Origin of the sequence: Paenibacillus sp. cl123 (assembly GCF_900101595.1) — a bacterium.
Taxonomy (GTDB): Bacteria; Bacillota; Bacilli; order Paenibacillales; family NBRC-103111; genus Paenibacillus_G.
On record NZ_FMYY01000019.1, the window covers coordinates 110408 to 123735 of the forward strand.

4 protein-coding genes, 12 tRNA genes and 2 rRNA genes are annotated in these 13328 nt (G+C 51.7%); 3 read left to right on the forward strand and 15 right to left on the reverse strand.

The genetic code is table 11. The features are described from left to right. Positions 1 to 23: 23 nt before the first annotated feature. On the forward strand, positions 24 to 1376 hold the full coding sequence (locus tag BLR08_RS23355; protein WP_072335878.1) for an MATE family efflux transporter: 1353 nt from the start codon (positions 24 to 26) through the stop codon (positions 1374 to 1376). A gap of 243 nt (positions 1377 to 1619) precedes the next feature. Then, positions 1620 to 2255: an FAD-dependent thymidylate synthase gene (thyX, locus tag BLR08_RS23360; RefSeq protein ID WP_371117652.1), complete on the forward strand. Its 636-nt coding sequence runs from the start codon at positions 1620 to 1622 to the stop codon at positions 2253 to 2255. A 153-nt stretch (positions 2256 to 2408) separates the two neighbouring features. Here the strand turns inward: thyX and BLR08_RS23365 are convergent, their stop codons facing one another. Then, positions 2409 to 9350 carry an Ig-like domain-containing protein gene (locus BLR08_RS23365; RefSeq protein ID WP_072335885.1) on the reverse strand — a complete coding sequence of 2314 codons (6942 nt, stop codon included), beginning with the start codon at positions 9348 to 9350 and terminating at the stop codon, positions 2409 to 2411. Positions 9351 to 9770: 420 nt separating this feature from the next. On the opposite strand from BLR08_RS23365, the gene BLR08_RS23370 reads away from it, so the two are divergent. Continuing rightward, positions 9771 to 10649 carry an aminoglycoside phosphotransferase family protein gene (locus BLR08_RS23370; protein WP_072335888.1) on the forward strand — a complete coding sequence of 293 codons (879 nt, stop codon included), beginning with the start codon at positions 9771 to 9773 and terminating at the stop codon, positions 10647 to 10649. 114 nt (positions 10650 to 10763) lie between these two features. On the opposite strand, the gene BLR08_RS23375 is transcribed toward BLR08_RS23370, so the two are convergent. From BLR08_RS23375 to BLR08_RS23440, 14 genes are all read right to left on the reverse strand, one after another. After that, positions 10764 to 10837: transfer RNA gene (locus BLR08_RS23375), tRNA-Gly, on the reverse strand. Between the two features lie 6 nt (positions 10838 to 10843). Further along, positions 10844 to 10920 (reverse strand) — tRNA-Pro (locus BLR08_RS23380). A 132-nt stretch (positions 10921 to 11052) separates the two neighbouring features. Beyond that, a tRNA-Arg gene (locus BLR08_RS23385) sits at positions 11053 to 11129 on the reverse strand. Between the two features lie 9 nt (positions 11130 to 11138). Next, positions 11139 to 11213 (reverse strand) — tRNA-Gly (locus BLR08_RS23390). A gap of 680 nt (positions 11214 to 11893) precedes the next feature. Then, positions 11894 to 11973, reverse strand: a tRNA-Leu gene (locus BLR08_RS23395). A gap of 7 nt (positions 11974 to 11980) precedes the next feature. Further along, a tRNA-Lys gene (locus BLR08_RS23400) sits at positions 11981 to 12053 on the reverse strand. A 4-nt stretch (positions 12054 to 12057) separates the two neighbouring features. After that, positions 12058 to 12132, reverse strand: a tRNA-Gln gene (locus tag BLR08_RS23405). Positions 12133 to 12139: 7 nt separating this feature from the next. Continuing rightward, positions 12140 to 12215: transfer RNA gene (locus BLR08_RS23410), tRNA-Thr, on the reverse strand. Between the two features lie 10 nt (positions 12216 to 12225). After that, positions 12226 to 12301, reverse strand: a tRNA-Val gene (locus tag BLR08_RS23415). A 4-nt stretch (positions 12302 to 12305) separates the two neighbouring features. After that, positions 12306 to 12380 (reverse strand) — tRNA-Glu (locus BLR08_RS23420). Between the two features lie 8 nt (positions 12381 to 12388). Next, a tRNA-Thr gene (locus BLR08_RS23425) sits at positions 12389 to 12461 on the reverse strand. A 3-nt stretch (positions 12462 to 12464) separates the two neighbouring features. Then, positions 12465 to 12540: transfer RNA gene (locus BLR08_RS23430), tRNA-Asn, on the reverse strand. A gap of 32 nt (positions 12541 to 12572) precedes the next feature. Beyond that, positions 12573 to 12689, reverse strand: a 5S ribosomal RNA gene (rrf, locus tag BLR08_RS23435). A gap of 222 nt (positions 12690 to 12911) precedes the next feature. Beyond that, a 23S ribosomal RNA gene (locus BLR08_RS23440) occupies positions 12912 to 13328 on the reverse strand; the annotation flags it as partial.

Here is a 13328-nt window from a genome sequence, read left to right on the forward strand (position 1 = left end):
TTTTAAAGAAAGAAGTGATCCGCATGGATGCCGAAAACCTCCATTACTTTGAAAAGGCGCCGATCGCAAAAGCCGTCGCCCACTTTGCCGTACCTATGATGCTAGGCGCGTCAATGAGTGTCATATATGCCATCTTAAACGCCTACTTCCTTGGCACACTTGGCAATACGTCCATGTTAACCGCACTCGCATTAACTTTGCCGTTATTCGCGGGCATTATGGCGCTGGGCAACTTGATCGGCATTGGCAGCGGTACGTTCATCTCCCGTTTGCTGGGAGAGAAGAAATTTGATGAGGTGAGACATGTATCTTCATTCGCCTTCTACAGCAGTTTAGTTCTCGGCCTTATCGTGATGGCCGTCGGCCTTCCGTCGATCGATCCGATCGTCCATGGTCTGGGGGCTACTCCTGACTCCTTTGGATTCACGAAGGATTATGTCACGATTATGCTTATCGGTTCGCCGTTCGTCGTTTTATTTTTCACCCTGGAAAATATCGTGCGCGCGGAGGGTGCGGCCGTCACGTCGATGATCGGCATGATTCTTAGTGTTGTCGTGAATATTATGCTTGATGCGCTTGTCATCTTCGTGTTCCATTGGGGCGTGCTCGGCGTTGCGTCCGCAACGGTTATTTCTAACTTGGTTGCGAGTGTCTTCTACGCCTTCCATATGGGATACAAAAGCCAATTTTTAACCGTCTCCGTCAAATGGTTCAAGGCTACCACAGACATCCTCGTCAATGTATGTAAAATCGGAGTTCCCGTCTTTGTGATGAGTATTTTTTTAGGGGCTATGTCACTCGTCTTGAACCACTTTCTTGTCGACTATGGGGATCAAGCTGCAGCCGCTTACGGAATTTCATCGCGCTTATTGCAATTTCCTGAGTTTATTTTGATGGGCTTATGCGAGGGAGTCGTGCCGTTAATCGCTTTCTCATTTACAGCGAATAAATTACGCATGAAGCAAACTATCGGCTTCACGATTAAAACGATTGTGGCGTTAGCCGTCATGTTCGGAGTCATTGTCTATCTGGTCGCTGATCACTTAATCGGTCTATTCACCAATGACCCGCAATTGATCGAAATGGGCAGTTATATTTTGCACGTGACTTTTTTATCCCTGTTCATTACAGGAATGACTACGTTGTTTACAGGGATCTTCCAAGCAACGGCCCAAGGAACCGCCGCATTTATTATGTCAGTCATTCAAGGACTTACTTTGATTCCTGTGTTGTATATCGCCAATCGAATGCATGGCTTTCACGGGGTCGTCTGGTCGCTCGTCATTGCGGATGCCGTCGCTTTCCTTGTCGGAGCCGTTATGCTGTATGTCCTGCGTAACAAATTGCAGCCGGACTTGGATCATCTGGTGCATTAAAAACAGATGCCACACAAATAAGCAGGGTAGAAGACATTCCTCAATCCTGCTTTTTGTGTGTTCATGGACGGGATTACTCTGTCCTTGAGCTGCTAAAGCCAACAATTTTATCCTATTAAGCGTCTAGTCCTCTTTTTCAATATTTGTTATGATGTTTTTTTGAGAAGATTAAATGATAAGAGGAGGACGCCTTAATTGAAGATAAATGTACTTGATAAAGGGTATGTTAGACTTGTAGATCATATGGGTGGAGATTTATCAGTTGTAAATAGTGCAAGGGTTTCCTACGCCAAGGAATCAAAGGAACTTACACCAAATGATATTAAGCTTATAAAGTTCCTGGCAAGGGAAGATCATATGTCTCCATTCCGACATGCTACTATTCAATTTGAAGTTTATGCTCCCCTTATGGTAGCAAGGCAACATTGGAAGTACGTAGTTGGAAGTGATCACACGATGGATGCTTGGAACGAAGCTTCTAGAAGATACATAACGATTGATGTAGAAAATTATGTTCCCAACCCTACTGATTGGCGAAGTAGGCCAGAAAACTCTAAGCAAGGAAGCGGAGAGCCTGTAGCTGAAACAATCGGTCTTGAAGCTACGCAAAGATTACTTCGACAGATTGAACAAGGACTGCAGGACTACGAATGGGCATTAGAGAATAATATCGCTCCTGAGCAGGCACGTCTACTTATACCTTCAGCTTACGGAATGTACACGGCGTATTATTGGACAGCTTCACTTCAATCCGTTTGCCATTTCCTCAATCAACGGCTTGCTCATGATTCACAATACGAAATTCAACAATATGCAAAGGCAGTTTATGAGTTGGCGAAACCATTATTCCCAGTCTCACTTGAAGAATTACTCAAGTAATCATCCCTAATGATCGCTATGTGCTTGCATACAGTTCACCTTACACGCTGTCTCGGCTAAATACGAAAAGAACTGCCGCACAGCCCCGTAATGGTATGCTAAAATCAGAGACCATCTCCTCAGCGGAAATGGTCTCTGTGTGATGCTTTTAAGCTATATGCCTAGCGCGCCCAGCAATTTGTAAATCATAGCGGCGGCTTCGCCTCTCGTCGTGGTTTGGCCCGCGCGGAAAGCGCCATCCTCGTACCCATTCAGGATGCCCGCGGCTAAAGCCTTATCGATCGACGGCTTCGCCCAGGACGGAATGTCCGAAGCGTCCTTCAGGCTCGGTGCGTCGCTCGTCATGCCGGATGTACCGTTTCCGTAGCTCTGCAAAGCTCTTGCCGTCATCACGGCTGCTTCCGCCCGCGTCACGAGGAGGTCGCCCTTGAAGCTGGTCGCGCCCGATTCCTCGTAGCCTTGAATCAAGCCCGCTTCCATGGCGGCCGCGATATGCGGCTTCGCCCAGAACGGGATATCCGCTTCATCCGCGAAGCTCGTGCCGCGGGAAGCTGCTTCAAGACCTAAGGCTGAAGCCAGCATCTTCGCGAATTCGGCCCTCGTAACGGTTGCGTCCGGCCGGAAGCTTCCGTCCGGATATCCGGCTGCGACATTCATCCCGGCGAGGCGACTAACGTACTTGGTTGCCCAATGATTCGCCATATCCTTCATCTGTGCCGGTTCGTAGGAGAAGACGGCAAACTTCGTGAAGTGATCGACATTCACCCGGATCGTTCCTTCTTTATCCGCGGAACCGCCGATGAATATCCATCGCTTCTGGCTTTCATGGTAATAGTACACGGCCGGTTGGGTCCCCGGCTTCAATTGCTTGGCGTCATAGACGAAGGAAAGCTCCAGCGGCCTGGAAAACCGGTCGCCCGCCGTACTGGACAGTTCGAAAATCCGGCTGACCGCTTGCAGATCGCCATTCGAGAGTGTCTGATCCGGCTCGACGACCGAGATACGAATCGTCCCTTGCGAAGATACGGCGCCCGCAGGAATGTAGAGCTTTATTCCGCCTTCCAGCTCCAGTTGCTTGCTTTCGCCTGGGTTCACATCCGTTTTCTGCTCCTTGGCTCCAGAGGCCGGTTCTCCGCTTCCACCGCCCATGCTCCCTCCGCCAGGCCTTTCCTCGGATTGACTGCCTTCGCCGACAGGCTCCTCGGTTTCGGACGAATCCTCTTCCTTCTTGACCGTCACCTTGCGTACCGCTTCCGCCGCAGCGTTCCCCGCTTGGTCGGAAACCTGGTAGCGCAGTGTATAGACGCCTGCCGCGCCGGTATTTACTTCACCCAGGACAGCAATCTCGCCTACGGGCCCGATATTATCGGCTGCCGTTGCCCCTTGCTCGCTATAAGTGCCGCCGAATGGCACGGTCACGTTGGCGGGGCCACTTAACGTGATGACCGGCGCTGTCTTATCGATGCTGATGGTTAACGTTGCGGTTTCCGTTGTATGCCCGGCTTCATCGTCGGCGTAATAACGGAGCTCGTTTCGTCCCTCAGCGGAAATTGCGATCGGTTCGCTGTACGCATGCCAGATGTCTCCCGCATCCAGGCTGTAGAACAGGTTGGCCTGATCCGAGCCTGCGCCTTCCGGACGCAAAGTGACCTGTACATCCGAGACGTACCATCCGTTGCTGCCGGCTTGGCCGGCCGCCTCCGCTTTCACGGCCAGAGAAGCGCCGCCGTCATTGCTTGCGGGAAGCTGTCCCGATACGTCAAAGCCGGTAAAGGCATTATAAGTCGCCTGAATGCCATCCGAATAAAGACCTGTCTGAGCGGGTTTGTTTTCGAAAGGATCTTCGGCGTCAAAGATCAGCCGGTTGTTCACCCATACATAGATTTTCCCTTTCGACCGAACGACCTTATAGAAATTTTGCGCACTGATCTCTTCGCGAAGGGCGAAAGAGAACGGACGATTCAATTCCGAAGGGACGCTCAGTCGAAGCTGGCTGGTCTTCACTTGATCCTTGAAGTCTGCGATATGATAATCGCCTCTTCCCTTGTCCTGGTACGTAAACGGTACTGCGCTCCAGCCGTCCTTCCAGCTGTCGAGCCTGAAATCCGCCGATGTCGGATCAGGCAGCGCAAAGTTTTTGCTCACGTATTGGAACGGACCGTGGGTCCACAGTATTTTAGCCGCCGAAACCTTCGCTTCACCCCGCAGATCGTAAACATACTCGCGTTGTCCGTCCGCCGCGTAGTTGCTGTGTCCGTAAATCGTATCTCTCGCTGTAGGAGCGACAGCCATGATCTCCTCCCGGCCATCCACGACCTTGCGAAGCTCGAATTCATTCGTGGCATAATTCGTGCTTGCCGTCACATAATTCCGGTCGTCGATATACGCGAGAACAACGCCCGCTTTGCCCGCCTCCGGCAAAGCTCCCGTATTCACATTGGCGGAAAATTCATGCTCGAGCATCCGATCGCCCTTGACCGTGAGCGCTTCCCCGGCTGCAGGAGACTGTAAGCCTCGCTCGGAAACCGACCATGCTTCGTCCCAGCCGCTGATGTACCCGCCGTATTCGCTCCAACCGGTCGTCACGGTCACGTTATCCATCCGAACGTTCGCTTTGTTGCTGATCAAGCCGATTTTCCCTGGAGACGCTATCGCCTCATGCTCGAATACCGGCCGATCGTCGTTAAGGGTGTAGTGATCCAGCTCCGCGAACAATCGCGGCCCGTTTTTGTATACCTTGAACGTATGATACGACTCCGCGAAGTCTGCAGCGCGCGGGTCCTCATGCTTGAACGCAAACGTCGACGGCAAGTCCGCTGCCGAGCTTTCCGAAACACCGTCGATGCGGGAGTAAATCACGAGCTGGCGGTTATCGCGGTCGATCAGCAGATTCACATAGTTGTTCTCATCCCGATGCCAGACGACAAGACCGGCCTGACCCTCTTCGCCGAAATTGTTATCGTCGAATCGCAGATTCGCCTCCATAAAAAGATTCTCCGCTTCGTATCGGTTCAGCAGCACCCGTTTCGAATCGCCTGGCGCGTTAAAGTACAACGCCTCGTCGTCAATCGTTACCCCCGTTTCCGGGATATCGTAATGCTTCAGACTGGCTTCCGTATCGAACCGGTCCTGGAAATTCGGTGCCCAGGCATCCGGATGGAGGCCCTCGGAATCATACGAGGTCGGCCCGTCGGCGACCATCTCCTGATCCCAGAAGAAGAGGCGATCCTTCCCTTGCCCTTCATTGCTGTTCCAAAATGCCTTATACGTGACCCAGGTTTCAAATCCGTTCGGCCCCTTAATGACATTCGGCTGAGACGGCCCGACGATATCCGATTCGACCGGATGACCGTTCGTATCGTACAGACCGAAATCCAGATGGTAAAAATTCAAGGCAGGGCCGCCGTCTTTGCTGAGTTCCACGGCGATCACGTTCTCCCCGGCTTTCAGCAGATTGGCGGGGATCTCGACCATCTTGTACGCTCGCTGCTGACCGTTTAAGGCGAGAAGCTCTACTCCGTTCACGTACAGCTTTCCGTAGCCTTGCAGACGGTAGCGCAGGGCCGTCGTCTCCGGCACCGTATCCAGATGGAAGGAACGTTTGGCCCACATAGTGGCCGGACCGTTCGGATTCGCCCAAATTTCGGATGCCGCCTTTTTCCCATCGTTATAAATGCTTGGAATTTTCGTCCGGTTCTCTTCCGGCCAGCCGAAGCCGCCTTCTCCGGTCACCCAGCCTTCCCTATCAGAGCCAAGGTTGTTCCATCCCTCCTGGGGCGCTTTAAAGGTGTATTGATACGGCTGACTTCCATGCTCCGCGGTCGGAAGGATCACCCGGTATTTCAGGATGAACTCCTCGATATTGCGGGCGAGCAGCTTGCCCGGATATTTGGTATCGTTCGTAAATTCATCGTAGCGGCCGGCTTGTGCCACCCCTGTTTCGTAGAGCCCCGTTTCCGGGAACATCTGATTTCCCACATACAGCATGTAATACTGGCCGTTGTGGTAATACAGCTCCGCTCCCTCGAAATTGAAGAAGTTGAGATTGGCCCAGTGGCCCATCTGTGTCGTAATCGTCTCGAGCGCCGCGCTGCGGCCCGGATTGCCCATTTCGTCGAAGAATGAGGATACCTTCCAAATCCACGCGCCTGCACGCCCCGGCTTTGCCGCCCCGGTATTCGGGTCTGCTTCGTCCGGATTTACCTTGCGCTGGAAGACCAAATCCCCGTTATGCGCGACGAACAGCTGCGGATCGATTCCCAGGTCAAACTTCTTATCCCAGAGGCTGTTGCGGAAGTCGGGCAGCCTGTTCATCTTGTTCGGGTCCCCGTAGAGCAGCGTCGTGCCGTTGAAGGTATAGAACATCACGCCGTTATGATAGAGCAGATCGGATGCTCCTAATTCCTTGTAATCCGCCGGATTCACAACCGGTGGAGCATTGCTCGGATCATTCGAAATCAACATATAAGGACTTTCCCAATGAATCATGTCCTTCGAACGATACACATATCCTCCTGTCCCCGTGCCCAGCGCATAATAGTAGCCGTTGTACTTCTCGATCGTTCCGTCGTAAAGGGTTGCCTTCTTCCCTTGCTCCGGACCCGAATCGACTCGGAACATATTATCGATGGGCTCGAGAGCGGATGTAACGACAGTGACTTCGCTGCTCGCCGTCAAGCCTCCGTCCTCGGTCTTGGCTGTAATGGTCGCGCTGCCAGATCCCATCGCCGTCACCCTGCCGCTTGCATCAACCGTTGCCACGGACGGCTCGGAGGACGACCAGATGATCCGCTGGTTGGTTGCGTTCCTAGGCAAAACCGCCGTAGACAACAGATGCGTCCTGCCCACCGCCAGCGTGACTTTGAGATGATTCAAAGAAATCTCACTGACCGGTATGCCCTTGACTGTAACAACGGCAGATGCCGTCCGGCCTCCGTCCTCTGTCGTAACGGTGATCATTGCTGTTCCCGGCTGAAGCGCCGTAACCACACCCGAGTCGTTAACTGCCGCCACAGAAGGCTTGTCGGAAGTCCAGCTTACCTTCTGATTGGACGCATTCGCCGGGGTAAATGTGGGTGTTAGCGTTTGCGTCGTTCCTACCACCAGCTCCAATTCTGCAGGCATAAGGCTTACCTCCTCAACCTGAATTTGCTCGACGGTCACGATACTTGCTGCCGTATATTCCCCGTCGACCGTCTTCACAGTGATTATCGCCGTTCCTACCGCTCTTCCTTGCACCATTGCCTTCAGGCCCCCGCTCGGCATAACCGTCACGACGGATTCATCGCTGGAGGTCCAGCTGACATGCTGATTCGTCGCATGCTTCGGGAGAACGGTTGCAACAAGCTCCTGCGAAAGTCCTTTCCCAACTGTGACCGCATTGCGATCCAGCATGACGCTTTGCGCCTTGACCGCGCCTACGATGGGTTCGACAGCAGCCTTGTATAACCGGACATCATCGATGATTCCTTTGAAATAGGCTCCTGTTGCGCCTCCCTCGAAAGCGTCAACGGCGAATCTTGCTCCGAGCGCTCCCTCGTTGGCTGCTGCGGAAACTTTGTCAAAAGGCGTTCCCGTCTCTTTGGCCAATTGTCCGTCAAGGAACAGCTTGAAAGCGCTGTTGCCGAAAGAAACGGCGACATGATGCCATACGTCCGCGCCAGTCAGTTCTGTGGAAAGAATGACCCGCTTGACCTCAGGCTTGTTATTCACAACAGCCGCTTCGAGCTTCCCTCCGTTAATTTGGATCGCAAGCCCGGCCCCATTGCCTCCGCGCTCAAACAATACCTGTCTCGTGTTCAGATCTTGCGGCTTAAACCACATAGCGGCGGTGAATTCAGAAAATTCATCCCTCAAGAAGGTCACATTCGTCGTATTAAGTTGAACGATGCTCGTCGATCCGTTAAAAGAGAAAGCGCCTCCCTCTACCCCTCCATCAGGCAGCCATTCCCCGATAGCGCTGAAGGAATGATGACCATTGCCGGAAGAGTCCTCTGCCACATACTTGCCGCCTTGGCTGAAGGGGCCATCCAGCTTGTACCAAGCCTCTAAGGGCGCCAGATCGTCCAAGGGCATAGAAATTCGCGTCGGAAGAACGATTATCTCGCTTTCAGACGTGTAATTTCCATCCTCCGTTGTCACCGTAACAGTCGCCTTGCCCGCTTTTTTTCCTTCGACAACCGCTTGCGCCGGACCGTAAACGGCAACCGTCACGACGGATTCATCGCTGGAGGCCCAGGTGATCTTGCGATTCGTCGCAATCGTCGGCTGGAGAGAAGCGGTAAGATACACCGATTCGCCGACCGTCGTAGTCAACCGCCCCTTGTTCAAGCTTACCCCGGCCACCTCAATCGAAGGAGTAACCGCTTTATCGTACAATCGCACATTATCGATCATCCCGTTAAACCAGGCCCCGGTCTTGTCATCTCCACCGAAGGCATAGACGGCGAATTTTGCCCCGATAGCCGCTTCGTTAAGCGCGCTATTCACCTTTTTATACGAGGTAGCCGTCGTGTCAGCGACCTTGCCGTCCAGGTACAGCGTGAACGCTCCGTTGTCGAAAGTAACCATCACATGATGCCAGGAAGTTGTATCCGTAAAATCCACGGACAAGGTTTTTCGGTCACCGCCGCTCACAACCGCAGCTTCCAGCTTGTTCGCGTTCAATTGGATCGCCATACCGGACGCATTGCCTCCACGTTCGTACAGCACCTGCAGCTTTTGCGTATCGTTTGCTTTAAACCATAAAGAAGCCGAATGCTCCGTAAAAGCTTCTTTCAGATACGAGCCCGCCGGATCGGACCCTACATTCAGCTGAATCAGATCGCTGACCCCGTTAAACGCTAGGGCTCCTCCGTACACACCGCCATCTGCGACCCACGTGCCGGTCGAACTGACGGAATGATGACCATTGCCGGAGGAATCCTCAGCCACACTTTTGCCGTTTTTTTCGTAGGGAGCATCCAGCTTGTACCATGCCATCAATCCCGGTTCCTCGCTTTTTTCCAAAGCATAAGCTTGCCCCCCTGGCATAGTGCCGCCTACGAGCGCTATGACGAGTATGAATGCGAATAACCTTTTAAAACTGTTGCTCAATTTGCCTCTCCCCCTCAACTATTCACTTTTTAAAAGAAAGCGCTTTCCAATAAGACTTTTTTATTATAATTTATGACCTCTCCTGACGGGCTCCAATAATATGACATTCCGCTCTACATTTTTGACTTTTTCTCATCCTTAGCTGATGCGGGGTGACCCACCAAAGATTTTGGAATGGATCAACAAAACCATCAATTCTGTCTGTTAACTTTCCTGCGTCCCCTGAATCGCAATTTCTATCTGTAGAGGTATCCGCAAAATAAAAGGCGTTGTTTCTTAAATGCATGGATCATGCACTTGCTGAGCAAGTCCGGGGTATCGCTTCTTTGCAAAATCTTTTGGAGGTGATACGCTCAAAATGATTGAATAGGATATAATTATGAAAACGGTCCATCAAACTTTGGAGAAGGAGGAGAGGTCATGATTGAAATTACGGCGGAATGGGTGCGGCAATTTGTTCATAGCCAATTCCCCCAATGGAGAGACTTGGAAGTCGCTCCTGTAGAGAAGAGCGGACATGATAACCGCACTTATCGGCTTGGAAACGAACTTACCGTTCGTCTGCCCAGTCATGAACGCTATGCGTCGGCTATTAAAAAAGAATCGATATGGCTCCCTGTGTTCCAGCCGCTGTTATCTTGGCCCATTCCAATTCCCGTCGCGCTAGGCGCACCTACGGAGGAATATCCTCTTCCATGGTCCGTCAACCGGTGGATTGAAGGCGATACGGTCACGCATGCCAATATCCTTGATTCTCATAGATTTGCCGAAGACCTCGCCGGGTTCCTGAACGAATTACAAGCAATTGATGCGAATGGCGGCATACCGGCAGGTGAACAAAATTTTCATCGTGGAGGGAATTTGGCGGTGTACGATCCGGAAACAAGAGCCGTTATTGAAAGACTGCCCTCCTCCTACGACCAAAAGCTCCTGACCGAAATATGGGAGCTTGCTCTGGCGACAAGCTACCACGATGCTCCGGTATGGTTGCATGGCGATGTTGCAGTCGGCAATTTGCTTGTCAAGGACGGCCGATTGTGTGGCGTTATCGATTTCGGTACGATGGGCGTTGGTGATCCGTCGAGCGATCTTGTGATGGCGTGGAACTTTTTCGATGACGCAAGCCGTCAACTATTTTTGAACCTCATGAGTGCGGACCAGGACACGGTCAATCGCGCGCGTGGTTGGGCCTTGTGGAAAGCGCTTATCACTTATGCTTGGAATGAACCAGCCTCGGAAGCCTCTAACTGGGGGAAACATGTGATCGATGTCATTATGCGAGAGTATAACTCGCTATAAGCTAAGCCGTGTGAGAGCCAGAGCCCTGAGCTGAAGTTTGAGCAGCTTTTGATTGCATAATTTCCAAACAACAAAAAAACCTTGATATCTCAAGGTTTGTCATTAATTAAGTTATGGAGCGGGTGATGGGAATCGAACCCACGCTATTAGCTTGGAAGGCTAAAGTTCTACCATTGAACTACACCCGCATATGATGGTCGGGACGACACGATTTGAACATGCGACCCCCTGGTCCCAAACCAGGTGCTCTACCAAGCTGAGCTACGTCCCGACGATATTTAATTGCTGCCCTGAGATGCGGCCTACGGCCGACTGCGAAGTATTCCTTACGAAGCGCAGCTCCGACGAACTCCTTCGTTCGAATCCAATTCTCAGTTCACTTTGTAATTCAATGATGCTTAAATGGCGTGCCCTGAGAGATTCGAACTCCCGACCTTTTGATTCGTAGTCAAACGCTCTATCCAGCTGAGCTAAGGGCACATCATATAATGGAGCGGAAGACGGGAATCGAACCCGCGACCCTCGCCTTGGCAAGGCGATGCTCTACCGCTGAGCCACTTCCGCATAATATTTCGCTATAATCTGCTGCAAAACTTATGCCTATCCATCGAAGTTAAAACTTCTACGAGCAAGTTAATTTGTCAGTTCGTTTTAGCGACAAGTGTTATATTATCATTTCCCTCGGATAAATGCAAGCTTTTTTATAAATTATTTTTGTTATCGGCTATACACCGGAACTTTTGATGTCATTCGACTACTACGTTATCTTATAGTCAACCTAACTTATCCTCCTCTTTCTCATCAGTTCTCTCCTTCAGACTACGAATCATACGGTCCTGGCGTCATTATGGCGCAGTGGCAAGCCTTATTGCATTTCTCAGCCTTATGGGAGAGTTGATAAGGTATCACGCAGCCTAAAAGAGCCCTCTAACTACTTCCGTCTTCTCCAAGCTCCATATACTTATACTCGCCTGTATAGTCTTACAGCAAGACCACTTTAAGGGGAGCAGTCGCTTAAGCCAATTTAACGGTAAAACGATTGGAGGAATTTTGATCTAACCCCCGTTCGCTTCCACTTTCTTCAGCAGCTCACCATGCTCGCTACGAAGCTGCTCATTAGCAACTGGATAATAACCCGTTATCGCTGCCGTTTGCATTCTCGTTAGCAACCCAGCTCATCCTAAAATATTCGAAAGTGTCTAAAAAGAAAAAACCCTTGGATATCAAGGGTTTTCGATGTCTTATGCGCGTAGAGGGACTTGAACCCCCACGGTCTCCCGCCAGATCCTAAGTCTGGTGCGTCTGCCAATTCCGCCATACGCGCGTGAACGTGAGCCATGTAGGACTCGAACCTACGACACCCTGATTAAAAGTCAGGTGCTCTACCAACTGAGCTAATGGCTCGCAATGGCTGGGGATCTAGGATTCGAACCTAGGGGTGACGGAGTCAAAGTCCGTTGCCTTACCGCTTGGCTAATCCCCAATACAACTGGTGCCGTCGAGAGGACTTGAACCCCCAACCTACTGATTACAAGTCAGTTGCTCTACCAATTGAGCTACAACGGCAAATTATAAATGGTGGAGGCTGACGGGATCGAACCGCCGACCCTCTGCTTGTAAGGCAGATGCTCTCCCAGCTGAGCTAAGCCTCCAAAATGGTGACCCGTAGGGGATTCGAACCCCTGTTACCTCCGTGAAAGGGAGGTGTCTTAACCCCTTGACCAACGGGCCTTGCAAAAAGCTTCCAACCGGGATCGAACCGGTGACCTCATCCTTACCATGGATGCACTCTACCTACTGAGCTATGGAAGCAAGTGGCTCCCCGAACAGGACTCGAACCTGTGACAACTCGATTAACAGTCGAGTGCTCTACCAACTGAGCTATCAGGGAATGTTAGTTTGAGGAGTCAAGCCATGACATCCGCTTGGCGACGTTCTACTCTCCCAGGACCCTGCGGTCCAAGTACCATCGACGCTGGAAGGCTTAACGGTCGTGTTCGGGATGGGTACGCGTGGTTCCCTTCCGCCATCATCACCAAACCGGATTTTTCGAGGATCGCTCCTCTGAAATCTCTGCGAGAAAATATCCCGCAGTTCAAGACGGCTTGCGCCTTGAAAACTGGATACGAAACATTGCTCTGCTGAATTTGTCGTTTTAGCTTTTGGGGCCCCCGCAAAGTACCAGGAATACGCTTCGTCAGCCTACTCTTCACTTTGTGGGGTATAGCCCATGCTTACGAAGTGGTTTACTCCGTAAACCTGTAGGATAAGCCCTCGACCGATTAGTATTCGTCAGCTCCACACGTTGCCGCGCTTCCACCCCGAACCTATCTACCTCGTCGTCTACAAGGGGTCTTACATACTGGGAAATCTCATCTTGAGGGGGGCTTCACGCTTAGATGCTTTCAGCGCTTATCCCTGCCGTACTTGGCTATCCAGCCGTGCCTCTGGCGAGACAACTGGTACACCAGCGGTACGTCCATCCCGGTCCTCTCGTACTAAGGACAGCTCCTCTCAAATTTCCTGCGCCCGCGACAGATAGGGACCGAACTGTCTCACGACGTTCTGAACCCAGCTCGCGTACCGCTTTAATGGGCGAACAGCCCAACCCTTGGGACCTACTTCAGCCCCAGGATGCGATGAGCCGACATCGAGGTGCCAAACCTCCCCGTCGATGTG